At 71.0% G+C, this 24,077-nt stretch carries 20 protein-coding genes; 7 read left to right on the top strand and 13 right to left on the bottom strand.

The window, feature by feature from the left end:
• Positions 1-82 precede the first annotated feature (82 nt).
• On the top strand, positions 83-1,330 hold the full coding sequence (locus IEZ13_RS28870) for a glycoside hydrolase family 16 protein (RefSeq protein ID WP_183224097.1): 1,248 nt from the start codon (positions 83-85) through the stop codon (positions 1,328-1,330).
• Between the two features lie 47 nt (positions 1,331-1,377).
• On the opposite strand, the gene IEZ13_RS28865 is transcribed toward IEZ13_RS28870, so the two are convergent.
• The 6 genes from IEZ13_RS28865 to IEZ13_RS28840 all read right to left on the bottom strand — a co-directional run bounded on the left by IEZ13_RS28865 (position 1,378) and on the right by IEZ13_RS28840 (position 7,094).
• Complete coding sequence (locus IEZ13_RS28865) at positions 1,378-3,003, bottom strand: Eco57I restriction-modification methylase domain-containing protein (protein WP_183224098.1); 1,626 nt, start codon at positions 3,001-3,003, stop codon at positions 1,378-1,380.
• A gap of 108 nt (positions 3,004-3,111) precedes the next feature.
• Positions 3,112-3,459: a hypothetical protein gene (locus IEZ13_RS28860; protein WP_183224100.1), complete on the bottom strand. Its 348-nt coding sequence runs from the start codon at positions 3,457-3,459 to the stop codon at positions 3,112-3,114.
• Positions 3,456-4,088 (bottom strand): hypothetical protein, encoded by a 633-nt coding sequence (locus tag IEZ13_RS28855; protein ID WP_183224102.1) that lies wholly within the window; start codon positions 4,086-4,088, stop codon positions 3,456-3,458. The genes IEZ13_RS28860 and IEZ13_RS28855 overlap by 4 nt, the downstream gene beginning before the upstream one ends.
• 28 nt (positions 4,089-4,116) lie before the next feature.
• On the bottom strand, positions 4,117-6,267 hold the full coding sequence (locus IEZ13_RS28850; RefSeq protein WP_183224104.1) for an AAA family ATPase: 2,151 nt from the start codon (positions 6,265-6,267) through the stop codon (positions 4,117-4,119).
• Between the two features lie 30 nt (positions 6,268-6,297).
• Positions 6,298-6,549: a hypothetical protein gene (locus tag IEZ13_RS28845; RefSeq protein WP_183224106.1), complete on the bottom strand. Its 252-nt coding sequence runs from the start codon at positions 6,547-6,549 to the stop codon at positions 6,298-6,300.
• A gap of 62 nt (positions 6,550-6,611) precedes the next feature.
• Positions 6,612-7,094 carry a hypothetical protein gene (locus tag IEZ13_RS28840; RefSeq protein ID WP_183224108.1) on the bottom strand — a complete coding sequence of 161 codons (483 nt, stop codon included), beginning with the start codon at positions 7,092-7,094 and terminating at the stop codon, positions 6,612-6,614.
• Positions 7,095-7,140: 46 nt separating this feature from the next.
• Between IEZ13_RS28840 and IEZ13_RS28835 the strand changes: the two genes are divergently transcribed.
• Positions 7,141-7,689 (top strand): hypothetical protein, encoded by a 549-nt coding sequence (locus IEZ13_RS28835; protein ID WP_183224110.1) that lies wholly within the window; start codon positions 7,141-7,143, stop codon positions 7,687-7,689.
• Positions 7,690-7,708: 19 nt separating this feature from the next.
• On the opposite strand, the gene IEZ13_RS28830 is transcribed toward IEZ13_RS28835, so the two are convergent.
• Together IEZ13_RS28830 and IEZ13_RS28825 are read right to left on the bottom strand one after the other, a co-directional pair.
• Positions 7,709-8,302 carry a hypothetical protein gene (locus IEZ13_RS28830; RefSeq protein ID WP_203833925.1) on the bottom strand — a complete coding sequence of 198 codons (594 nt, stop codon included), beginning with the start codon at positions 8,300-8,302 and terminating at the stop codon, positions 7,709-7,711.
• Positions 8,263-9,279, bottom strand: coding sequence for a hypothetical protein (locus IEZ13_RS28825; protein ID WP_183224114.1), 1,017 nt, complete (start codon positions 9,277-9,279; stop codon positions 8,263-8,265). Before IEZ13_RS28825 ends, IEZ13_RS28830 begins: the two co-directional genes overlap by 40 nt.
• 166 nt (positions 9,280-9,445) lie before the next feature.
• Here IEZ13_RS28825 and IEZ13_RS28820 point away from each other — a divergent pair, with 166 nt between their 5' ends.
• Both IEZ13_RS28820 and IEZ13_RS28815 read left to right on the top strand, forming a co-directional pair.
• Positions 9,446-11,311, top strand: a complete 1,866-nt coding sequence (locus IEZ13_RS28820; RefSeq protein WP_229795149.1) for a site-specific DNA-methyltransferase — start codon at positions 9,446-9,448, stop codon at positions 11,309-11,311.
• A gap of 3 nt (positions 11,312-11,314) precedes the next feature.
• On the top strand, positions 11,315-13,600 hold the full coding sequence (locus IEZ13_RS28815) for a DEAD/DEAH box helicase family protein (RefSeq protein ID WP_183224116.1): 2,286 nt from the start codon (positions 11,315-11,317) through the stop codon (positions 13,598-13,600).
• On the opposite strand, the gene IEZ13_RS28810 is transcribed toward IEZ13_RS28815, so the two are convergent.
• The 4 genes from IEZ13_RS28810 to IEZ13_RS28795 all read right to left on the bottom strand — a co-directional run bounded on the left by IEZ13_RS28810 (position 13,521) and on the right by IEZ13_RS28795 (position 17,210).
• Entirely contained in the window at positions 13,521-14,261 is a 741-nt protein-coding gene (locus IEZ13_RS28810) for a heme ABC transporter ATP-binding protein (protein ID WP_229795147.1), read from the bottom strand. The genes IEZ13_RS28815 and IEZ13_RS28810 overlap by 80 nt on opposite strands.
• An 11-nt stretch (positions 14,262-14,272) precedes the next feature.
• Positions 14,273-15,280, bottom strand: coding sequence for a FecCD family ABC transporter permease (locus tag IEZ13_RS28805; RefSeq protein ID WP_229795145.1), 1,008 nt, complete (start codon positions 15,278-15,280; stop codon positions 14,273-14,275).
• Positions 15,281-15,375: 95 nt separating this feature from the next.
• Positions 15,376-16,410, bottom strand: coding sequence for a heme/hemin ABC transporter substrate-binding protein (locus IEZ13_RS28800; protein ID WP_229795143.1), 1,035 nt, complete (start codon positions 16,408-16,410; stop codon positions 15,376-15,378).
• 41 nt (positions 16,411-16,451) lie between these two features.
• Entirely contained in the window at positions 16,452-17,210 is a 759-nt protein-coding gene (locus IEZ13_RS28795) for a hypothetical protein (protein WP_183224122.1), read from the bottom strand.
• Between the two features lie 105 nt (positions 17,211-17,315).
• On the opposite strand from IEZ13_RS28795, the gene IEZ13_RS28790 reads away from it, so the two are divergent.
• The 3 genes from IEZ13_RS28790 to IEZ13_RS28780 all read left to right on the top strand — a co-directional run bounded on the left by IEZ13_RS28790 (position 17,316) and on the right by IEZ13_RS28780 (position 20,514).
• The gene (locus IEZ13_RS28790; RefSeq protein ID WP_183224124.1) at positions 17,316-18,458 is read left to right on the top strand and encodes an HtaA domain-containing protein; all 1,143 of its coding nucleotides are present in this window, start codon (positions 17,316-17,318) and stop codon (positions 18,456-18,458) included.
• A 90-nt stretch (positions 18,459-18,548) separates the two neighbouring features.
• Positions 18,549-19,667 carry a WxL protein peptidoglycan domain-containing protein gene (locus IEZ13_RS28785; RefSeq protein WP_183224126.1) on the top strand — a complete coding sequence of 373 codons (1,119 nt, stop codon included), beginning with the start codon at positions 18,549-18,551 and terminating at the stop codon, positions 19,665-19,667.
• Between the two features lie 88 nt (positions 19,668-19,755).
• A complete protein-coding gene (locus IEZ13_RS28780) occupies positions 19,756-20,514 on the top strand; it encodes a biliverdin-producing heme oxygenase (RefSeq protein ID WP_183224128.1) in 759 nt (252 codons plus the stop codon).
• A gap of 208 nt (positions 20,515-20,722) precedes the next feature.
• Here IEZ13_RS28780 and IEZ13_RS28775 read toward each other — a convergent pair whose 3' ends face one another.
• The gene (locus tag IEZ13_RS28775) at positions 20,723-24,058 is read right to left on the bottom strand and encodes a DUF4132 domain-containing protein (RefSeq protein WP_183224130.1); all 3,336 of its coding nucleotides are present in this window, start codon (positions 24,056-24,058) and stop codon (positions 20,723-20,725) included.
• Positions 24,059-24,077: the final 19 nt, after the last annotated feature.

The raw sequence follows: 24,077 nt of genomic DNA, 5'->3' as shown, positions 1-24,077 counted from the left end.
CCGTCGTCATTGACTGGCGGTCATCGAACTTTAAAGATTGTTACAAATAAAGTTCAGGTTCCCTCTCCCCCGGAGGATCCCCATGCGGAAGTTACGAGCCCTTCTCGGCGCGGCGACCGTCGCGCTCACCCTCGCCGGAACCCTGACCATCACGTCACGCGGAGACACGGCGGACGCCGCCATCGGCCCGGTGACCTGGTCAGATGAGTTCAACGGCGCGTCCGGCGCGGCGATCGACGGATCGAAGTGGAACTTCGACGTCGGCGGTGGCGGTTTCGGCAACAGCGAGCTGCAGTACTACACCAACTCCACCAGCAACGTCCGCCAGGACGGCCAGGGTCACCTGGCGATCACCGCGCGTAAGGAGAACCCGGCCAACTACCAGTGCTGGTACGGCACCTGTCAGTACACGTCGGGCCGGATCCTCACGTCCGGAAAGTTCACACAGAAGTACGGCCGGTTCGAGGCCAGCATCAAGGTCCCGAAGGGGCAGGGCATCTGGCCCGCGTTCTGGATGCTCGGCGACAACCTGGGCAGCGTCGGCTGGCCGCAGTCCGGCGAGATCGACATCATGGAGAACGTCGGCAAGGAGCCGAACAAGCTCTACGGCACCATCCACGGGCCCGGCTACTCCGGCGGTTCCGCCATCGGGGGCAACCGCACCCTGGGCGCCCCGCTCGGCGACGCCTTCCACTCGTACGCGGTCGAATGGTCTCCGAATCTGATCGTCTGGTACCTGGACGGCGCCGAGTACTTCCGCGTCACCCCGGCCTCGCTCGGCGGCCGCCAGTGGGTCTTCGACCACCCGTTCTTCATGATCCTGAACGTCGCGGTCGGCGGCAACTGGCCGGGCAGCCCGGACGCGAGCACCTCGTTCCCGCAGACCATGCTGGTCGACTACGTGCGCGTCTCGGCCTGGAACGACTCCACCACGCCGCCGCCGGCCACCGGCAACGCGCTGAAGAGCAACCTCAACGGCCGCTGCATCGACATCCCCGGCGCCAACGCCGTCGACGGCGCGCGACTCCAGATGTACGACTGCAACGGCACCGCCGCCCAGCAGTGGACCTTCGCGAGCGACGGCACCCTGCGAGCCATGGGCAAGTGCATGGACCCGGCCGGCGGCGCGCTGGCCAGCGGCACCCCGATCCAGTTGGTCACCTGCAACGGCAACCCGGTCCAGCGGTTCACCCTGTCGGCCGCCGGCGACCTGGTGAACATCTCGGCGAACCGGTGTGTCGACATCACCGGAGCGAACAGCGCCAACGGCACCCAGCTCCAGCTCTGGGACTGCAACGGCACCGCCGCCCAGAAGTGGGCCAGGGCCTGATCCGCCCCCCGGTGGGAGACCGGCGACCCGGTCTCCCACCGGAAGGATCAGGAGCGGTTCCGGTCGAGGCGGCGCTGGAGAAGCGTGCGACGGGCGTCCGCGAGGGTGGCGATAACCGAGTCGTCCAGGCCGTCCACCGCCTTCGCCAGCCGCCGGTCCGTCTCCTCGACCAGCAGGCTGTCCTTGTCCGGATCGGTGGACCGGGAGATGCCGTCCAGCCGGCCCAGGTCCTCGGCGAGCTCGTCGGCCACGAAGATCCGCAGCCGGGCCACCTCGCTGGGCACCAGCTCCAGCACCCCGCCGCCGAAGCTGCGGCCCTCGATCTCGGCGCTCAGGATGGTCAGCGAGTTGTGGAAGGACGCCGCCACGGCCCGGCCCCGCCGCGCGTACGCCGCGGTGAGCCGGCCCTGGTAGATCGTGTCGGTGGTGGTCGCCGACATGGTGTTGAGGACGACCCGCGGGAACAGGTGCGACCGCTTGGAGAGCAGCAGTTCCCCGGGCGCGACCACGGGAACCCGGTACCACGGGGTACGGATCCGGCACTTGTACCGCTCGTGCAGCAGATCCCGCTCACCCAGGCCGAGGTAGCCGGTGGGGCCGGGCATCCCCATCGGGTCCGGTGCGGTGGCGGAGAAGTCCAGGAGCCGGCCCTTGCCGCCCTCGCTCCGGATCAGCTCGTGATCCTCCCGGGTGAAGACCAGGCCGGGCGCGTTACGGATGCGGGGCAGCAGCGGCCGGGCCCAGGGCGCCAGCTCGTGCCGCTCCACGGTCGCCTCGTCCACCGAGAAGAAGTCGTTCGCGCCGGTCACCGTGGCGACCCTGAACCGCACCGCGTGACCGAGGCCGATGCAGCCCGCCAGCCGGGAGGCCCCGGTGTACGCGTCCGCCTGGGCGGGGGTCAGCAGGAAGTTCGTCCATGTGGGTGTGCCCGGACGGACCCGATGGCTCCAGGCCGGCCGATCTCCGCTGTGGTCGAAGACGGTGAGGCTCGCCGTCCCGGCGGAGACGTCGAGCCGCCGTCCGCTGAGCACCACGACCTCCTGGAGCACCGCCGGGAAGGAATTCGGCGGGAAGAGGTCGATCCGCAGGTCGGTGGTGTGGGCCAGCAGCCAGTCCCGGACCGTCGAGGCGGAGATCCCGGTGAGGAACTCGGCGGGCAGGATGAAGGCGAACACCCCGCCCGTACGCAGGCAGGAGACCGCCTTCAGCAGGATCGGGATCCACAGGTTGGAGACCCCCTTGAGGGTCACGCCGAGCCGCGTGGCGATCGCCTCCGCCTTGCGCCGCTCGTCGGCGTCGACGAACTGGAAGCGGACGAAGGGCGGATTGCCCACCACCACGTCGAAGGACGGCGCCAGCCCGACGTGGTCGTCCAGAAAGCTGCCGTGGTGCACGTGCAGATCCTCGCCGAGAGCCGCGCCGCCGTCCCGGCAGGCGGCCGCCTCGCGCTCCAGGATCTCCACGGCCACCACGTCGCCGACCCGCTCGCGGAGCGGATGCGCCACGATGCCGCGCAGGAACGCCCCGTCACCGGCGCTGGGCTCCAGCACTCGAAGGGAATCGGTGCCGGTCACCAGGGCGGAGACCCGCTCCAGGCACACCCGGACGAGCCCGGCCGGTGAATAGAAGCCGCCCCGTAGCTTGTCGGCGGAGACCTCACGGGCCAGCTTCACTGTGGATCTCCCTGGCCGATCGGTCTCCGGGCGCAGGCCCAGTCTAGGCGTGGCCGGATCGACCACGAAGGAGCCGGTGGCGTACCTGCCCCGGCTCCTTCGCCATTCTCACCACTCGCCGAGGTTCTCCAGGAACCGCTGCATCCACTGCCGGCCGGCCACGCTGGTGATCTGCCCGGCGGTGGACAGCGCGTTCGCCAGGTGCGCCGACGAGGTGGGGCGGAAGTCGGTCTGGTGCGCCTCGCACGCGTACCGCCAGCTCTTCACGTGCTCGACGCACCGGCAGCTCGTGCAGCGGTACTGGGCACTGCTGCCCACCTGCACGAACCCGTCGTCGGAGGCGTGGAACCACTGCGCCGCCGGGCCGGGTTCCTTCTGTTCGGACAGGCAGGCCGGGCAGCGCATCACCAGGCTGAACCACTCGGCTTCCGGAACCTGGGTGTCGTACTGGCTCATCTGGGTTCCTCCTTCGCGGGCTGGGGGTGGTCGATCACATAGGCCAGGTGCACGGCCAGCATCCGGTTGAGTTCGCTGAGCCGGACCAGACCGCTGCTCCGGCTGCGGGCGCGGGTGTGGAGATGCCGGGTGGCCTCCAGCCGGGAGTCGGCGAGGAACCGTTCCTCGATCTTGTCGGACTCGTGCAGGCCACGGCCGAGCGCCTCGGCGGCGTCCAGGATGTCCGTCTCGGTGGGCACGACCTCGTCGAGATCCGGCAGCTCGTACGGGTGGTCCATGATGCAGTGCAGGACCGGTACGGCGTACTCGTCGGTGACCGCGAGCGGCCGCCGGGCCCGGCCGCCGAACCAGCGCAGGAAGTCGTCGATCATCCACTGCGCGTCCTCGATGACCGGCTTGACGATCCGCTCGAGGCTCTTGATCTGGAGGTGGACCTCCCACCGGACGTCCAGCTCCGACTCGGTGATCCGGTCCCGGTCCGGGTGCTGGTCGAGCCGGGTGGCGGTCAGATTGCGGTAGCCCTCGCTCACCTGCTCGAGCCGCTCCAGCGAGTTGAGCAGCCGCTCCCAGGTGTCGTCGAGGAACTGGAGGGTCACCTGCTTCGGCGATTCCACGGTCTGCCGTGGCACGGCTTGACGGCGACCTCCGTTGGGGATGTCAGACACTGAGCTCGTCCTCCTCCGGACTGGTGGTACGGGTGTGTGTGGCACGGTCGAGAGCCGTGATGAGGTGTTGTTTCCGGACGACCGGGTGATCCGGTTCGTCCCACAGCGCGCCGGTCAGCGCGTCGTCGCAGACCCGCAGCGCCTCGCCGATCGAACGGTCGCGGAGTTCGGCGGCCAGCTCGTCGGCGGTCACCTCGCCGTCCAGGTACGGGGCGAGGCGGCGCTGCACGACCGTACGGATCTCCGTGGACGACGGCGGGCCCAGCTCGACGACGTCGGAGAAGAGCGGGTCGTGCCGGACCGCCGGAGGCAGGCCCCCGGTACGGGCGGTCACGATCACCGAGGCCGCGGTGGCGTACGTCAGCTGGGTCATCTCGTTGTCCACCTGCGCGAGCAGGCGGCGGACCAGGTCGGGATCGCCGGCGGTGAGCCGGTCGAGGTCGTCGATGAGCACGATGCTCGGCGACGTCTGCCGGGCCTTCACGAAGGTGTCGCGGATCATCCGCTCGGCCTCACCCGCCCACGGGCTGAGCAGCTCGATCGCCGGCAGCCGCAGGAGTGTCGCCGACATCCGCCGGGCCAGCGCCCCGACCAGGCAGGTCTTGCCGCCGAGTGGCGGTCCGGTGAGCAGCAGCGCGCCGGGCCGGGCCACGCCCAACCCGGCCAGCCGTTCCCGCCGGGTGAGCGGCCAGTCGACGAGCTGGAGCAGGGCCTGTTTCGCCGCCTCCAGGCCGGTCAGATCGTCCCAGTCCGGTCCGCTGAGCGCCGGGCGCAACTCACGGAACGCCGACGGCTGCACGGTCCGCAGCCCTTCGGCGAAGTCGTCCGGGCCCACCTCGGCGCGGCTCACCGACGCCGGATCCAGGCTGGTACGCATCAGGCGCCGGGCCGCCGCGAACGCCGCCTCCTGCACCAGGCTGGCCAGGTCGGCGCCGACGAACCCGACGGTCCGTTCGGCCAGGTCATCGAGGTCCACGCCGACGGCCAGCGGGGTGCCACGGCTGTGCACCCGCAGGATGTCGCGGCGCCCGGCCTGATCCGGTGCGGCGATCTCCACCTCGTGGTCGAAGCGGCCCGGGCGGCGCAGGGCCGGGTCGATCGCCGCGGGCCGGTTGGTGGCGCCGATGACCACCACCTGGCCGCGGCCGTGCAACCCGTCCAGCAGCGTGAGCAGCTGGCTGACCAGGCGTACCTCCAGGTCGCCGGAGACCCGGTCCCGGGACGGCGCGATCGAGTCCAGCTCGTCGATGAAGACCACGCTCGGCTGCTTCTCGGCCGCCTCGGCGAACACCTCGCGCAGCCGGCGCTCGGCCTCACCGTAGAACTTGGACATCACCTCGGGACCGTTGATCAGGAAGAAGTGCGCGCCCATCCGCTTGGCCACGGCCCGGGCGAGCAGCGTCTTACCGGTGCCCGGCGGGCCGTGCAGGATGATGCCGCGGGCCGCGCCGATGCCGAGCCGGGCGAACAGCTCCGGCTGCTCGGCCGGCCAGATGACCAGCTCGGTGATCCGCCGGATCGCCGCGTCCAGGCCGCCGATGTCCGCGAAGACGTCCTCCGCGGCCTCCGGGCGGCCGGTGGTGCGGTCGGCGGTGTCCGGGCCGGTGGCGTCCTGGAGGGTCAGCACGGTCTCCGGGGTGCACCGGACCGGTACATCGGGCGGGTCGGCGGCGATCACCTCGAAGGTCAGGTCCGCCCCGCCGGCCGGCAGCGAGAACCGGTGACCGGGCACGAAGGTGAGCCCGGAGTCGGTGAGGCGGACCCGTACCCCGCCGGCCTGCACCCGCCCGGCCGGGAGACCGGCGACCCGGGCCAGCGTCACCTCGGTCGCGGGCCGGGCGTCCCGCTCCGGATCCCACCGCTCCACCCGGACGCTCTCACCGGCGGTGATCCCGGCGTTGTCCAGGATGTATCCCTGCACCGCCACGATGCCCGGCGCGAGGTGCTCGCCGGTGTGCAGGCGGGCATATCCGGCCGCTCCGGTGGCCGGGTTCACCAGCCGGACGTACCGGGGTGCGCGGTCGTCGTGCCCGCCGGAGACGCCGAGTCGCGGGGCGACGTCGGCCGCCACCACGGCCAGATGCATGCCGCGATGCCGCGGCTCCTCCGGCACGGCGGTCAGGACGACGCCGGGTTCGGCCACTCGCAATGCATTTCCCCTTTCGGTACGCCCTCACCAGTCCGCGAGGTTGGTCAGCACACTCATCAGCCAGCGGCGGCCGCCGGCCTGTACGAGGGCGGCGGACATGCTCATCGAACTGGCGAACAGCGCTGAATTGGTGGCGCGGTAGTCACCGCTGTGGTTGCTGCACGAATAGCGCCAATTCGACACATGGCTCTCCTCCCAGCAGCTCGTACAGCGGATCGCCGCATTGCTGCCGAGCTCCAGTGGGCCGCCGCAGTCGTGGTACCAGTAACTGGCCACGGTGCTTCGCATCCCGCTGCCGACACATGCCGGGCACCGGAAGTAGAGGCGGTGATAAGTGATCACCAGTCGCCGAGGTTTTCCAGGAAGGTCATCAGCCAGCGGCGACCGGCGACGCTGGTGAGCTGGCCGGCCGTCGACACGGCGTTGGCCAGGTGGGCCGAGGTGGTCGGCCGGAAATCCGATTCGTGCTGCTGGCAGGCATACCGCCAATTACGCACATGGTGGCGCTGATAGCAGCTTTTGCATTGGTAGTTGGCGTCGTCGCCGATCTGGAGTCCACCGCCGCACTGATGGTGATACCAGTAACCGGGCAATCCGCCGTCCCGCCCGTCGGCGATGCACGCCGGGCAACGGATGACTAAATCGAAGTACTGGGCCATGACGTTGTCTGGCGGACAGGTTCCCGGCCATTCACGTTCCACATCGAGATCACCATCAATTCGCACCCGGACGGGTGGCGAATCATCGACGTTCGGACGAGCGCCGATCCTCCACATCAGCCACCGGCGAACCGGATGGCGCCCCCGTTCGTAAGATGCCATGGGCCGCCGACCGGTGGCTGTCCCGGGTCCGTGGAGGGGAACCACTGTGAAGGCATCGCTGGCCGAGCGGCGACAGGCCGGTTTGACCGCGCTCTACCTGGGTGTCTTCGGAATGATCTGGTTCAGCGTGCCGGACAGCCGGCCGCCTTTGGGCACCTACCTGGTGGTGGGCAGCCTGACCTCGATTCTGGTGGCCGGCATCGGCGCGCTGGTGGTGCTACGGGCGCACCGGGAGGGCCCGGTGGAACGGAACACGACCACCGACCGCCGGTATCTGGTGATCTTCGCGGGGGAGCTGGCGGCGGCCGGCTTCGGCGCCGTGCTGCTCGCCGTCATCCATCAGTCCGAGTACATCCCGGTCCTGGTCGGTGCGGTCGTCGGGCTGCACTTCCTGCCGCTCGCGCCGGTGCTGCGGGATCCCGCGCTGCGGGTGCTCGGCGTCGCGGTCTGCCTGGCCGCGCTGGCCGGCCTGATCGCCGGGCTGGTCTCGGACGTGGCGCCGGCGCGGGTGACCGCCTCCGGCATCGGGGTGCTGCTCCTCGGCTACGCCATCGGAGCGCTGATCCGGATCGTGGTGCGGCGGCCCGGCCGGTGAGACCGGGCCGCCGAAACCATCAACCGATCGCGTACGCCCGGAAGACGGTCGCCTCGGTGTAACCACCGTTGGTGTAGGTGGCTCGGGTGCGCAGCGAGACCGCGCCGGACGCCGGGTTCGGGACGATCGCGTGCCAGACGCCGTTGATCTTCCGAATCGGGACGGAACGCCAAGTGCGCCCGCCGTCGGTGGAGATCTTCGTGCTCAGCGACTTGAGCTTCGGGTTCGCGCCCTTCTTCATGTCGCCGTACGTCAGGTAGCGGGTCAGCTTGAGCGCCACGTTGGTGGTGCTGCTCGGCTTGGCCAGGTTGTAGCTGTTCAGCCCGGCCGGCACGTGCTGCACCGCCATGGTCTGGGTCAGCTCGCTGGTGTTCTTCTTGGCGTAGAAGCGGAAGGTGACGCTGGTGGCCGTCGACAGCATCCCGGCCGGGAAGACGAATCCCGGCTCGTAACGGGTGCCGGTGTTGGTCAGCGTGTACCAGCCGGCCTTCTTGACCCGGAAGTCGATCTCGGATCTGTCCGAAGTCGGGGTGAAGGTCTTGAGCGTCTTGCCGCCGAGCTTGAGGGAGGCCTTCACCTTGACGGTGCGCTCGCTGCCGTAGGTGCTGCCCACCCCGGGGAAGTTCGGGTCCTGGAGCATGTCGTTGAGCTCGTAGACGATCCGGCCCTGATAGGTGGCGGGCAGCCGAGTGCCCGGGCCCCAGGCCGCGCCGAAAAGCGGACGAAGTATGCCTTCCCTGCCGCGATGGTGCGGTTCGTGGTGAAGTGGTTGACGTACCTGCCCTCGCCGTTGGTGGCGGTCCCGGAGCCGGAGGTGCGGATGTCCCACTTGCCAGGGCTCAGGTAGAGCTTCGAGGTGCTCGGCCGGTCGCTGCTGCCGAGACTGGCCATCATGTAGTCACCGCAGCCGCCGCCGACCGCTTGTGCGTCGACCTGAGCACTGGTTCCGGCGGACGGTCCGCGCCGCGAGTCGACCGTGACCGCGCCGAGCTTGGCGGTGCTGAACACCCGGGCCGTCGTGCTCGGCACGCCCTTGGTGGTCTGGTGCAGGACCGCGTAGCCACCGATCGCGTCGTAGCCGTTCCAGTAGCCGAGAGCCGCGTAGCTGAGGTACTTCGACGCGCTCGGGATGACGTAAAGCGAGTCGGCGCCGTTGACGTAGAGTTCGATCCCGCCGAAGGGTGCGCCCTCGGCACAGATACGAGCGCCCTGGGTTCGGCTCAGACCGGACGGGGCCGGGCTCAGACCGAGGTTCACCAGCCGGCCCTGGCGGGCGTCGATGGTCAGCTTAGAGGCACCGGAGACCTTGACGGTCCGGCCGCCGAGCGTGTGGGTGATGCCGGTGCTGATCCGGGCCAGCACGGCGTAGTTGCCCTTCGGCAGCGTCCGCTTCACACCGCTGCGGACCTGGTAATGCTTGGCGGTCGACAGGTTCACCACGGTGGTGGTGACGGCGACCTTGGTACCGGCCCGGTTGAGCGTGGTGACGGTGAGCGTATTCGTGGCCGCGAGCGCGGAGCCGGTCGTGCCGACCAGGACAGCCGCGGCGGTGGCCGTGGTGAACAGGGCCCGAGCGAGTGAAGCGAACATCCAGCTACCCCGTGAATCGAATGAAGAGTCCGGAGATCATCGCATAGAACGGAACGGTATCGATGTCCTGGGGAATCGCCCTCCTGATGGGCTTTGTCCCCCGCGTACCGAAAATGGCTGTGTAAGGTCCGGTTTTTACCGCTTGGGCGAGTAGGCTCCGGGTCCTGTGGACAGCCTGAGGCGGGACAGTGTGGACCCGGCGGCGCGCGACGCCGACCGGCTCGCCGAGCTGTTTCCCATGGTCGTCACCGAGGTGATCGGCGCGGACGGCCGGGCGACCAGGGCCATCGACTTCGATCAGTTGCGGCGGCGTCTCGGCGACTACGTGGTCGAGGGCGAGCGGGAGCGTTACCGGCTGGACTGGCCGGGCAAGCGGCGGGCGCAACGCGAGGCGCGTGAACCGGCATCGGGGACATTGCGTCCCGTCCGCTCCGAGTCGGTAAATTTCGACACCACCGGAAATCTGTTCATCGAGGGCGACAACCTCGACGTGCTGCGGCTGTTGCAGGAGCCGTACCTCGGGCGGATCAAGCTGATCTACATCGATCCGCCCTACAACACCGGCAACGACTTCATCTACGACGACGACTTCTCGCAGACCCGGGCCGGCTATCTGACCGGATCGGGGCAGGTCGGCGCGGGTGGCGTGCCGCTGGTCGCCAATCCCGAGTGGGGCGGACGGTTCCACTCGAACTGGCTGACCATGATGTACCCACGGCTGGCCCTGGCCCGGAACCTGCTGGCCGACGACGGGGTCATCTTCATCTCGATCGACGACCACGAGATCGACAACCTCAAGAAGATCGGTACGGAGATCTTCGGCGAGCAGAACTTCGTCGCGCAGATCATCTGGCAGAAGGTGTACGCCCCGAAGAACTCGGCCCGCTGGTTCTCCGAGGACCACGACTACATCCTGGTCTTCGCGCGGAACCGGGAGCGCTGGCAGCCCCGGCCGCTGGCCCGGACCGAAGCCATGGAGGCGCGCTACCGCAACCCCGACGACGACCCGCGCGGCCCGTGGAAGGCCGAGAACATGTCGGCCCGCAACCGGTACGACGCCGGCGTCTACCCGATCACCACCCCGTCCGGCCGGGTCATCGACGGGCCGCCCCGGGGCAGCTACTGGCGCATCTCCCGGCAGCGGTTCGACGAGCTGGACGCGGACGGGCGGATCTGGTGGGGCGCGGACGGCGACAACGTGCCCGCGGTCAAGCGGTTCCTCTCCGAGGTGGCGGCCGGGCGCACCCCGCAGACGCTGTGGCCGTACGACGAGGTCGGGCACACCCAGGACGCCAAACGGGCACTGCTGCGCTACGTCCCGTTCGGGAACACGGCGAACGTCCTCAACTCGGTCAAGCCGGTCGAGCTGGTCCGGCGCATCCTCCAGTTGGCCGGCGACCCGGGCGACGGCGACATCGTGCTCGACTTCTTCAGCGGCAGCGGCACCACCGCGCACGCCGTCCTGGAACAGAACCTCGCGGACGGCGGCAACCGGCGCTTCATCGGCGTGCAGATCCCCGAGCCGCTGCCGGTCGCCGAGGCCGGGCTGGCGTCCATCTTCGAGATCGGCCTGACCCGGGTCCGCAACGTGGCCGCCGAGATCCGCGCCCGGCACCCCGGGGCGGCCCTGGACCTCGGGTTCCGGGTGCTGCGCTGGGACACCTCGGGTCTCGCCGACGCGCGGGTGCCGCCGGACACGCTCGACCAGGCCGGCCTGGCCGCGCAGACGGACCGGATCCGGCCCGGGCGCACCGGGGAGGACCTGCTGCTCCAGGTGCAGCTGGACTGGGGTCTGGACCCGGCCACGCCGATCACGGTGGCCACGGCCGACGGGCGCGAGATCCTGGTCGCCGGTGAGCTGGTCGCCTGTTTCGCCGCCACGATCAGCCCTGGGGTGGTCCGGGCGGTCGCCGAGCGGCGGCCGCGGTGGGCGGTCTTCCGGGACTCGGCGTTCGCCGGGGACGCCGACCGGATCAACGCCGGTCAGGTGTTCGCCGAGGTGTCGCCGGCCACCGACGTGAAGGTCCTGTGAGCGGTGCGGCTCCAGTTCAAGGTGCAGGCGTACCAGACCGAGGCGGTGGCCGCCGTGGTGGACTGCTTCGCCGGGCAGCCGCGACGGGATCCGAGCGACCGCAACGCGCCGCTGCGACTGGACCCGGAGCGGCTGCTGGCGAACATCCGGGCCGTGCAGAGGCGGGCCGGGCTGCCGCTCTCCACGGCGCCGGCCCGTAGCGACGCGGCCCCGGACGGCACCCCGAACCTGGATGTCGAGATGGAGACCGGCACCGGCAAGACGTACGTCTACATCAAGACGATCATGGAACTGAACCGGCGGTACGGCTGGGCGAAGTTCATCGTGGTGGTGCCCGGGGTGGCGATCCGCGAGGGGGTGCGCCGGTCGTTCGAGGTCACCGGCGAGCACTTCCGGCAGGCGTACGGCACGCGGCCGCGGCATTTCGTGTACGACTCCGCGGAGCTGCACGAACTGGAGCGGTTCCGGGACGGCGCCGGCGTACAGGTGATGATCATCAACGTCCAGGCGTTCAACTCGGCGGCCCGTGACAACCGGCGCATCTACGACGAGCTCGACGCGTTCCGGTCCCGGCGGCCGATCGACGTGATCAGCGCCGCGCGACCGGTCGTGATCATCGACGAGCCGCAGCGGATCGGCTCGGCGCGGTCGCTCGCGTCACTGAGCCGGTTCGACCCGTTGATGGTGCTGCGGTACTCGGCCACCCACCGGGTCACCCACGATCTGGTGCACCGGCTGGACGCGCGGGAGGCGTACCGGGAAAGGCTTGTCAAAAAGATCACCGTGATCGGGCTGGAGTCCCCGTCGTCGGCGCCGGTCACCGCGATCCGGCGGGTGCAGATCCGTGAGGTGATCCGGGCCCACCTGGACAAGGAGCGGGAGCTCTGGGGGCGCGGGATCAAGGTGCTGTCCCTGCTCTTCATCGACCGGGTCAGCCGGTACCGGGACTACTCGGCCGACGACGAGCTGGGCGAGTACGCCCGGATCTTCGTCGAGGAATATGAGGATCTGGTCCGGGCCGAGCCGGACGGCGACTACCGGCGCCACCTGGCGTCGATCCCGGTGGAGCGGACCCATCAGGGCTACTTCGCGATCGACCGGCGCACCCGGTGCTGGGTCGACCCGACATCCACCGATATAGACGCATACAGTCTGATCTTGCGGGATCGGGAGCGGCTGCTGTCGCCGGAGGAGCCGGTCCGGTTCATCTTCTCCCACTCCGCTCTGCGCGAAGGGTGGGACAACCCGAACGTCTTCGTCATGGGCATGCTCAAGAGCAGCGACAACACCGTGTCCCGTCGGCAGGAGGTGGGCCGGGGGCTGCGGCTCGCGGTGGACCGCAACGGCGAGCGGATGGACGATCCGGCCGTTGTGCACGAGATCAACGAGCTGACCGTGGTGACCGACGAGTCCTACGCGTCCTTCGTGGCGGGATTGCAGAAGGAGGCCGGTTTCGGGGCTGTGACCGACGGCCGTCGTCTCACCCGGCTCGCGCGCAACGCCAACTTCCACCGGCCGGAGTTCCAGGCGGCGGTGGAGCGGATCAGTCGTCGGGCCGTCTACCGGGTCGATTTCGACTCCGCCGAGCTGATCGCCCGCTGTGTCGCCGCTCTCGACGCTTCGCTACGTGTCGATCCACTGCGGATCGAGGTGCAGGCCGGTCAACAAGTACGGACATATCCGATCTGCGGCGATGCGCGGGACCTGATCGGCGAGATCGCGGAGGCGACCGGCCTCACCCGGCACACGGTCGGGGCCGTCCTCACCGGAGTCGACCCAAGCATCTTCGGCCTGTACCGCAACGACCCCGCCCGCTTCGCGGAGGCAACTGCAATCCTGATAAATCGGGAAAAGTCTGCATTGGTCCTGCAAGGGCTCAGCTACGACGTCCTCCCGGCCCGTCGGGCGATCTTCACCGATGTCCGGCCGAGGATCGATCTCACCCACGCCGGCCCGCGACTCGCCAAGAACATCTACGACCACGCCACAAACGACCTCGCCCTGGTCCACGAGTTGGAGACCCGCGCGGACGTCGTCGTCTACGCGCGGCTGCCCGGCGACTACGCGATCCCCACCCCACTCGGCGACTACCACCCCGGCTGGCTGGTAGCCCTCGACGACGGCTGCACGGTGATCGCAGGCGACGAGAACACCGACCCGGCGCGGATCGAGTGCGCCAAGCGTTTCTTCGCGGCCCTGGGCGTCCCGTTCAGCGTCGCGGCACCACGAGCGGTGTCCCGGTCCGCGGATGGCCGAACACCTCGACCCCGTGCTGGTACACGTCGCTGAGCAGCTCCTCGGTGAACACCTCCCGGGGCGGCCCCGCACCGCGGACCCGACCAGCGGCCAGCACGTAGGCCCGATCCGCGTACGCCGCCGCCAGCCCCAGATCGTGCAGGACCACGATGACCGCCGCCCCGCCGGCGGCCCGGTCCCGGACGGTACGCAGCACCAGCTCCTGATGCCGCAGGTCGAGTGCCGCGGTCGGCTCGTCCAGCAGCAGCACCGGCGTCCGCTGAGCCAGCACCCGGGCCAGCGCCACCCGCGCCTGTTCCCCGCCGGACAGCACCGGGAACGGCCGCCCGGCGAACCCGGTCGTCCCGGTCAGCCGCATCGCCTCGTCCACCGCGTCCCGGTCGTCGTCGCCCTCCGGCCGGCCGGCCCACGGCGCCCGCCCCATCGCCACCACCTCACCGACCGTGAACGGGAACGACAGCGTCGCCTTCTGCGGCAGCACGGCCCGCTGCCGGGCCAGCTCGACCGGTTTCCAGGCGCGTACCTCCCGGCCGGCGATCTCGATCCGCCCGGCCGCCGGGAGGTCGCCGGCCAGCGCGGCGAGCAGGGTGGACTTCCCGGCGCCGTTCGGCCCGACCAGCGCGACGACCTCACCGGGCGAGACGTGGAGATCGACACCGTTCACGACGGGCCGGTCGCCCAGACGGACTTCCACGGCGACGGCTCTCATCCCCAGCCTCCGGCCCGGGCCCGGGTCCGGCGCAGCAGCCAGAAGAACGCCGGCCCGCCGACCACCGCGGTCAGCACCCCCAGCGGCAACTCCTGGTAGTCGATCGCGGTCCGGGCGACCAGATCACCGGTCACCACCACGATCGCGCCGGCCAGCGCGCTCGCCGGGATCAGCACCCGGTGCCCCGGCCCGGCGATCATCCGGATCAGGTGCGGCACCACCAGCCCGACGAACGTGATGATCCCGGTGAACGCCACCGCCGACGCGGTGAGCAGCGCGGTCGCCACGATCGCGGTGATCCGCAACCGTTCGGTGCCGACACCCAGATGCCGGGCCGGGCGTTCGCCGAGGGCCAGCAGGTCCAGCTTGCGGGCCTGGCCCCAGGCCAGCGCGAGACCGGCCGCGGCACACGGCGCGGCCACCGCGACCGCGCCCCAGGTGGCCTGCGCCAGGCTGCCGAGCTGCCAGAAAGCGATCGCCCGGACGCCGTCGTCGTCGGTCACGAACATCAGCAGGCCGAGCAGGGCGCCGGCCGTCGCGTTGACGGCCACACCGGTCAGAACCAGCGTCACCACCTCGGTCCGGCCACTCGCGCGCGACATGGCGTACACGATGAAGGTGGTCAGAACGCCGCCGGCGAAGGCCGCGGCCGCGGTGGTCCAGACGCCCGCCACCGTGATCCCGCTGACGATGGCCGCGGCCGCGCCGACGGCCGCGCCGGACGAGACGCCGATGACTCCCGGCTCGGCGAGCGGGTTGCCGAAGACGCCCTGCATGAGCGCGCCGGCACACCCGAGAGCCGCGCCGACCACCACGGCGAGCACCACCCGCGGGAAGCGGACCAGCCACAACGCGTTCTCACCCTGCACGGCCGACGGCAGCGGGCCGAGATCCACGCCGATTCGGTGCAGCACCGATCCGGCCACCTCGGCCGGCGAGATCGGCACCTGCCCACGCCCCGCCGCGATCAGGCCGATGGTTACCAGGCCCAAACCCAACCCCAAGATCAAGACCATGCTCCTGTACGCACGACGCGCCCCGTGGCGATCCAGGACACCGTTTCGCCCGGCCGGGTCGTCGTTCCGCGCGGAGCGTTCGATCAACACGGGCCGTAGACCGCCTTGGCGAGCGCCTCGACCGCCTTGCCGGTACGCGCACCGAAGTTCAGCAGGATGCCGTCCTCCATGTCGACGATCCGGCGGTTGATCCCGGCCGGGGTCTGCGCCACGCCCGGCAGCTCGAGCAGCCCGTCCACCCCACCGACCGACTCGAGCCCTTCGGTCATCACAAGGATCACGTCCGGCGCCGCGTTGATCAGCCCTTCGCTGGTGAGCGGCCGAAACTTCGCCAGCCCGGCGGCGGTGCCCGCGTCCACCGCGCCGATCGCCTCGATCATCGCGTCCGAACCGGCCCCGTCCCCGCCGATCATGAAGACCCCGGCCGTGCCCCGGACGTAGAGGAACGCGATCCGTGGCGGCGTCCCGTCCTTCGGCGCCGACGCCCGGGCCGTGTCGATCTCCCCCTGTACCCGAGTGACCAGGCGTTCCCCGGCCTCGGCGACGCCCAGCGCCCCGGCCACCGCCCGGATGTGGTCCGGGATCCGCTCCAGGGTCTGCTCGTCGTCGACGATGATCACCGGGATGCCGGCGTCCCGGATCTGCTTCAGCACGGTGGCCGGGCCGATGCTGTCGTCGGCGATCAGCACGGTCGGGTCCAGGGCCAGGACCGCCTCCGCCGACAGGTCGTGCCCCTGCGGTGTGACCAGCGGAAGCTTCGCCGCCGAAGGGAAGGCCGTCGAGGTGTCCCGGCCGATCACCCGGTCACCGAGGCCCAGGCTGAAGACGATCTCGGCGAGTGAGCCGTACAGGTTGACGGCCAGGATCCGGTCGGCCGACCGCACCGTGACGTCACGCCCGTCCGCCGATTTCACCGTGACCGGCAGTTGCGGGGTGGGGCGCGGGTCGAGCGGGCTGACGTCCTCGTCGGCGAGCCTCGCGGTGGCGATGCCACAGGTGCTCACGGTCTCCGGGCCGACCTCGCTGACCGTGGTGCAGCCACCGGTCAGCAGGATGGCCGCGGCCAGCGCCACGGCTGCCGCCTTTCGGCTCGCGGCTTCATGGAGACGCTGGATCACGGCTGCCGCCTTTCGGCTTGCGGCTTCATGGAGACGCTGGATCACGGCTGCCGCCTTCCGCGGATGCGGCCGACCACGGCGGCCGCCAGGGCACCGACCAGGAACGCGCCGCCGATCGCCCACCAGTGGCCGAGCGGCGTGGCGTTGCTCGTGCGGTTCAGAGTGGGCTCGGCGGCCTGGAGTGCCACCGCCGTGGTGGCCGCGGGTGGAGCGGCCGTGGCCAGCTTCCCGGTCGGCGGCCCGACCGGGGCGGACCGCTTGGCGCCCGGCTTCCCGGTCGTCACCGGGGTCGCCGCGGGCGTGGGCGTGACACCGCCACCGGCTGCCGCCGCGAACCGGATCGGGATGCGCGCGTCCTGCGACCGGTCGGCGGTTCGGGTGTGATCGTTTCGGGTCACGACGGCGCAGCCCCGGACCGCGCAGTCGACGTCGCCGATCATCCGGGTGACCCGCAGCGACACCTTGAACGAGCCGCCCTTGCCGTACGGGATGGTCAATCCCTCCGCATAGGAGGGTGGATTCGACGAGACCCACACCGAGGCGCCCGAGCCGCCCGACGTGTCGGCACCGCCACCGCACGGCGACGGCAGCACCCCGGGGCCGTTGTCCAGGCAGAACGCGATGTAGATGCCCTTCGTGACGTCGTAACCGCGACCGGTCACGGTGACCGTCTCGCCGGCCCGGTCCAGGCCCCTGGTCTTGGAGACCGAGAGCCGTCGCGCCGCCAGCGCGGGTGAGCTGGTCGTGGCGACCACGAGCAGTGCCATGGCGGCGACCGCCGCCCGCGACCCGATGCGCACCGCGTCCTCCATCCCGGATCCGGATCTCACATGCCTTGATTGATCTCGTGAGTTAGGTGAGGCTACCCTAACCGAACCTGAATCGAAGCTCATCGGAGGCAAAACATGGGCACACGTAACGGCCCGCATCGGGCCGCACTCCTCGCCGGCGCGATCGCCCTGGGCGCCGCGTCGGCGCTGACCGGTGTCACGCCGGCCTTCGCCGCCCCGGTCGACGTCGCCGGTGGCAGCCTGGACTGGGGCTTCAAGGCCTCGTTCCGGGCGTACGTCTCGACCGGCAACGGCAACCCGCCGATCGCCACGAGCAACGGGGCCACCCGGAACGCGGACGGCACGTTCGACTTCCCGGCCACCGGGGGCACCTACGACGCCGCAGCTGGCACCGCAACTGTCAGCTACGGCGGAACGGTCGTGTTCTCGTACCCCGCGCATCTGTTCGAGATCACCGTCTCCAACCCGACCCTGGTCGTGGACGGGGACGGCATCGGCTCGCTCAAGGCCGACGTCGACCTGGCCGCTCAGAACGGCGGCACCGACCAGCACCTGGACCAGGCCGAGATCGCCACCCTGGTGACCACGGCCCCCACGGTCACCGACGGCGACGTCTCGTTCAACGCGCTCGCCGCCACGCTGACCGCGTCCGGCGCGTCGGCGTTCGCCGGGTTCTACCCGGCCGGCACCGCGCTCGACCCGGTGACCGCGTCGGCGTCGGCCTCCGGCGAGGGACCGACGGACCCGACCGACCCCACCGACCCGGGCAATGGTGGCGGCGGCTCCGCGGCGCAGACCGTCACGGCGGCCGTCTCCGGCGGCGCCCTGACCCTGGCCTCGGCGGGTTCGGCCGTGGCCCTCTCAGCGGCGATGCCGGGCCAGACGGCGACCGGCAACCTCAACGCGGTCACCGTCAGCGACCTGCGAGGCACCAGCGCCGGCTGGGACCTGGTCGGTCAGGTCACCGAGTTCACCGCGGCCGGCGGGGCCGTCATCCCGGCGGCCAACCTCGGCTGGACCCCGAGCGCCCAGGTCGCCACCAGCGCCCTGGTCGCGGCGAACGGCGCCAAGAACGCGGTGACCGCCGGCGCCCCGGTAGCCCCCGGCACCGGCCTCGGCTCGAGCCGCACCCTGTGCAGCGCCGAGACCGGAAGCAGCCTGGGCAGCGCCACCTGTGGCGCCGCCCTGAACCTCGGTATCCCCGAGTCCAGCGCAGCGGGTGAGTACAGCGCGGTGCTCACCCTGACGCTCGCCTGATCCGGGCGTCGCCCGGCATTCGCGGGTGAGGGAACCGGCCGGGGATTCCGCAACAATCCCCGGCCGGCCCGCCCCATCGTAAGGAGCAACATGGTCCTCCGAGGCGCCCTGGCCGCGGTTCTTCTTCTGACGGCGCTGCCCACCCCGGCCCAGGCCGCGCCGATCCCTGCTCAGGCCGCGCTGGCCCCGGCTCAGGCCGCGCCGATCCCTGCTCAGGCCGCGCTGGCCCCGGCTCAGGCCGCGCCGATCCCTGCTCGGGCCGTGACGGCCCTGGCCCACGCCGCGCCGGGCGGCTCCGACGTGCGGTGGTCCGTGCAGCCGTCGAGCGCGAAAGGCCCGGACGGCCGCGATTTCATCATCCGGCGCGCGGCGCCCGGCGAGCGCCTCACCGACTACGTCGGCATCACCAACCTGACCGCCCGGCCGATGACCTTCACGGTCTACGGCACCGACGCGTACAACACCGAGGACGGGTCGTTCGCCCTGCTCCCGGCCGCGCAGAAGGCCACCGACGTGGGTTCGTGGATCGCACTCGGCGCGACCGGGTACACGGTGCCGGCGAACACCCGGCTGGACGTGCCGTTCGCGATCACCGTCCCGGCCGACGCCACCCCCGGCGACCACGCCGGCGGGGTGATCGCCTCGATCGCCGAGGAGACCACCAACGCCCAGGGCCGAAAAGTCCTGGTGGACCGCCGGGTCGCGGCCCGTGTCTATCTCACGGTGGCGGGCGCCACCGCGCCGACCTTGAAGATCGATACGGTACGGCTGGAGTACACGGCCTCCACGAACCCGGCCGACGGCGGTGTGATGACCATTCGTTACCTGGTCCGCAACACCGGCAACGTCCGTCTCGGCGGCACCGGCTCGGTACGGGTGAACGGCCCGTTCGGCTGGCGGCTGGCCGGCACCGAGGCGATGGAGATCCCCGAGCTGCTGCCCGGCGGCTCGGTGGCCGTCACAGAGCGGATCCTCGGCGTCCAGCCCACCGTCCGGCTCACCGCCGAGGTGGCTCTGGAACCCGCAAGCTTCGACCGGAAACTCCCCGTGATCACCCGGGGCACGTCCGTCTGGGCTTGGCCGTGGGCCCTGATTGCCCTGCTGGCGGTGGGTATCTTGTACCTCGCCTTCCGACTTGTCCGCCGCGGGCTGTCCCGCAGGCGGCTGAAGAACCGCCCAACGGGTCTGGACCCGGCGGCCGCTCAATGAGGATGATCGAGATGACATCGACGTCGTGTCGCGTCCTCGTGGCCCCCGGCCGCGCCACCAACTCGATGATCAGGAAGGACGAGCCGAGATGACCGACTTCTCCACCCGCATCCGCCGCGCCACCATGGTTGAGCACCGTGAGGCCGAGACCCGCAGCTTCATCTCCCGCCTGATGGCCGGTTCGGTGCCGATGGCCGGTTACGCCGCCCTGACCGCCCAGTACCTGACCATCTACCGGGAACTGGAGTCCGCAGCCGCCCACATGCGCACCGCCGCGCCATCGTCCCCCACCAACCGCGCGACCGCCGGTTCGTCCTCCGGCCCGGCTTCCGACCGTGTGGGCGCTGGTTCGGTTTCCGGTTCGGCCGCTGAGCTGGTCGCGGGCTTCGCCGATCCGGCGCTGACCCGGGTGCCGTCCCTGGAGGCCGACCTGGCCCACCTCTACGGCCCGGACTGGGAGTCGGTCATCACCGTCCTAGACTCCACCCGCCGTTACGCCGAGCGCCTCCGTGCGCAGGCGGCCACCTCACCCACCCACTTCATCGCCCACCACTACGTCCGCTACCTGGGCGACCTCAGCGGCGGCCAGATGATCGGCCGCACCCTGGCCAACCTCTATGGTCTGGGCGAGGCCGGCACGTCGTTCTACCGCTTCGAGCAGATCCCCGACCCGCGCGCCTACAAGATCGCCTACCGGGCGCGACTCGACGCTCTCGACCTGACCGAAGACCAGGCCGAGATCATGCTGGCCGAGGCCCGGCTCGCCTTCCGCTGCAACGCCGACATCTTCGTCGAACTGGGCGCCCACTACCCGGAGAACCCGGAAGACCTGGCCCCCGCCGCCTGACGCCCCATGCTTGGCGCCCGACCGGGCGCCAAGCATCCTCCCGCGTCGGGCCGGGTGGCCCACTCTCCGTCGTGGTGCCGGTGCGGGTTGTAGCGGGTCGGTGAGCGCACACGGTCACGCTCTTGTGGTCGCCTACATGGCCTACTGCCGTGCTGGCCGCACACGCGCCGTCTTCCGTGTGCGGCCACCGAGTGCTTGGCGGCGGGTGTTATGGCCGGGTCAGCTCCTCAAGGTCCTTGAGGAGCTCGGAGACGGTCACCGGATCGAGCCGATCGAGGGTGAGGTGGCCCTCCGAGCGCCACCGGTTGCCCGTGCCGTCGTGCAGGTAGACCCGCTCCAACTGCTGGTCCGGGAAGACGTCGAGGGCGCCGATCGCGATGCCGGGCTCCAGCTCGACGACCATCTCCAGCCCGGGGGCGATGACGAACTCGATGTGGCCCTGCACGCCCGCGTCCTGGGGCGCCTCCCGGCGCCAGCCGCGCCGCTCCAAACCGATCACCTTGGTGGTCGGCACCTTGACGCCTTCGAACCGGGCCAGCCGGGCGACCGTGCGCTCGTCCTCACCGAGGGCGAAGACCGGCCGTCCGAGCTGCGGGAACGGTTGCAGGATCTGGTAGTCGGCGAACACCTCGCCCCAGGCCGCGACATCGTCGCCGAGGTTGAGCGGGTGCGCCAGCCCGACCACGGCGTCGTCGGCCAGCGTGGTCTCCTCGTCGTCGACCGTGGTGATCGAGCGGTCCTCGGCGACCCGGAACGATCCGGCCGGCACACCGGCGGCGTCGAACGTGACCCAGACCAGGCGGCGCACGATGTGCCAGACGAGTGGGTGCTCGGCGAGGAGCCGCCGGAAGTCGGCGCCGCTCCACCGCCGGTTCGTGACCATGGCCCGTTCCAGTCGGCGGACCTGGTCGGCCGCGATCGTCCGGACGTCCTTCTTCAGCGCGGAGAACCGCTGGTACGCCGCCGGCGCCAGCTCCGCGTCGTCGCGCGCCCCGGGCTTGGGCAGGGCCTTGAGCCGCCGGCCGTCGGCGTCCGCCACGAACGGCCGCAGCTGCTCGTCGAAGCCCACCACGAACTGCCGGGGACCGTAGTCGAGGCGCAGGCTGCCGTCCGCCTCCAGGCCCAGGTCGGGGACGAGCCGGTCGGCCAGCTGCTCGGCGGTCAGCCCCAGACCGGCCGCCACCTCGTCCATCTTCTGCCGGGCGGCGTTCTTGAGCCCGGTGAACTTCGCGCGCTGGGCGATGTGGTGCAGGTGCATGAGCGCCACGTCGCTACCGATGACGGCGAGCACCTGCAATCCGGTGACCGCCTTCGTGTGCCCGCCCTCGCCGGGCCAGGCCAGGATCAGCGGGGCGAGCCTGCGGACCGTCTCGTCGTCACCGAGCAGGCCGAGCGCGTCGAGTGCCCAGTTCTCCTTCGAGAGGCCGCCGGACGCCCGCCACCGCTCGAAGAGGCTCCAGGCGAACGCGGCCAGGCTCGCCGGCTCGCACGCCTCCCGGATCCGGTCGAGACCGGGGTACGGCGTATCGAGCCGGGACATCGCCAGCATGGTGACCAGGTTCGTCACCGGCTCGGCGGGAAGCGCACCGGAGCCGTCGCGCAGCAGCACCGGCTTGAGCAGGCTGGGGTCGGCCCACGCCGGAACGGGCGGGACCTTGGTGGGGGCGAGGCGGAGCGGATCGGTGGCGAGCAGGATCTCGATGGCGGCCGCGGCCTCCGGACCATATCCCTGGGCGGCCGTGCGCACCACCTCGGAGTGACCGTTGGTGTGCAGGGTGACCAGCGCGTTCTCCGCCTGCTGCCGGGCCTTGCCGGACTTGCCTAGGGCCGGCGGGACGAGCGCGCGGGCGGCCGTGGCGGGGTGCCGAAGCAGCCACGCCAGCGCGTCCGGCCGGACGGTCTTGAGCCGGGCCAGCCAGTCCGCCGCCAGGACGGCGATCTCCGGCGCGACGAACGGCAGCATCATCGGCGCCATCTCGCTCGGCGCCCGCCGGGCCAGCCGCAGCAGCAGGGGAAGCGCGTCGATCCCGTGGCGGACGGCCACCGGCCGCATATACGTCCCGACGGACCAGGTGTCGCTCGGATCCCAGGCGGCCATCACCCGGCGGGCGGTCTCCTCCGGCGCGTCGAGGAACAGCAGGGCCGCCTCACGCGCGCTCAGGTGCACGGTGCTCACCTGGCTCGCGTAGCTCTCCCACTCGCGAGAACCACCGTACCGATGGATCTCGGTCCTGGACCATCGCTCCCGCTCGCCCTCCGGCCAGTCGAGGGAGGCCGGATCGTCGCAGGCCAGGCCGGTGATGACGACCGGCTTGACGGGTTTGGCGACGCGTTTCCACGGCGGGTCGGCGAGCACCGGCGGCACCGCGGACAGCGGCGCGGGCGGGGCGGCGACTGCCTCCTCGGCGAGGATCCGCTCGACCCGGCCGGCCGCCTCGGGGCTCAGCCCGGCGGCGGTGACCCCGGCGGCCAGAACCCGGTGTTTCAGCAGGTGGGCGCGGAGCAGCTCGGCGATCTCGCGTTTGTCGGCGGCCTCGGCGAGCAGGCGCAGGGCGGGCTCCGGGTAGCGGTCGGCGTGCTCCAGCAGGGCCGGGGAGACGTATTTCCGGTCGATGCGCTCGATCAGCCCCCGGCCCACCTCGTCGCCGGGCAGCACGGTGAGCACCGACAGCAGCCGCCGGAGCGTCTCGGCGTCGTGGTAGCCGGTGTCGAACCAGTGGAACAGGGCCGGGACGGCGGCCGGGCCGACGCCCTCCACCAGAGTGGACAGCATGTGCAGCGAGCTCGACATGGTGTAGTCGCTCGCCACCGGCAGCAGCGCCGCCACGTCCTCCGGGGTGCTCACCGCGGTGAACAGCAGGGACGCCAGGTATTCGTCGTGGGCGCCGGCCGCCGCGGCCACATCCTCCTCGAGCCAGGCGCGCTCTTCGGGGAACAGGACGGAGACCGCCGCCCGCTCATAGACATGCCGCTGCCGGAACGGCTCGAGAGCGGCTTTCACCTCGCCGAACTCCTCTTCGGAGGTGGCCGCGAGCGCCTGCCGGACCCGCAGCAGGATCAGCATCGACGGGTCCGCCACCCCGGTCCGGTTCACGTCGCCGGGCGCCTTCGGGCACACGCCCGTCTTGTCACCGTTCGCGGCACCGCGCGGGACGAAGGCGTCCTTGACCGTCAGGCCCAGCAGGCCCACCGCGGCCTCGGCGGCGAAACGCAGCCCACGCTCGCCGATCCACACGTCGGCGTAGAGGTGCACCCAGTCGGTGCTGTCCCATCGGTTGAGCTGGGCGATCGCCGGGACCGCCGCGGCGCCGATCGGGGTGGTCCCCGGCGAACCGGCCAGCCATGCGAGGGCGTCGGCCCGGATCGGCTCCGGCGTCGTCGGCGCGCCGAGCCACTGCCGGAGCCGCTCCCGGTGGTGGGCGGTGTCGGCGTCCACCGCGGCACGCGCCTTCGGGGATGGCACGAAGGCGGCCACTCCGGCGCTGCCCCGGCGCGCGGACCGGTATCGATACCAACCTGACGGGAAGACGAAGGAGCTCCGCATGGCGCGAACAGTAGCGACC

Source organism: Actinoplanes campanulatus, from assembly GCF_014647795.1.
Classification (GTDB): Bacteria; Actinomycetota; Actinomycetes; order Mycobacteriales; family Micromonosporaceae; genus Actinoplanes; species Actinoplanes campanulatus.
This window is presented reverse-complemented; position numbering and strand designations above follow the sequence as displayed.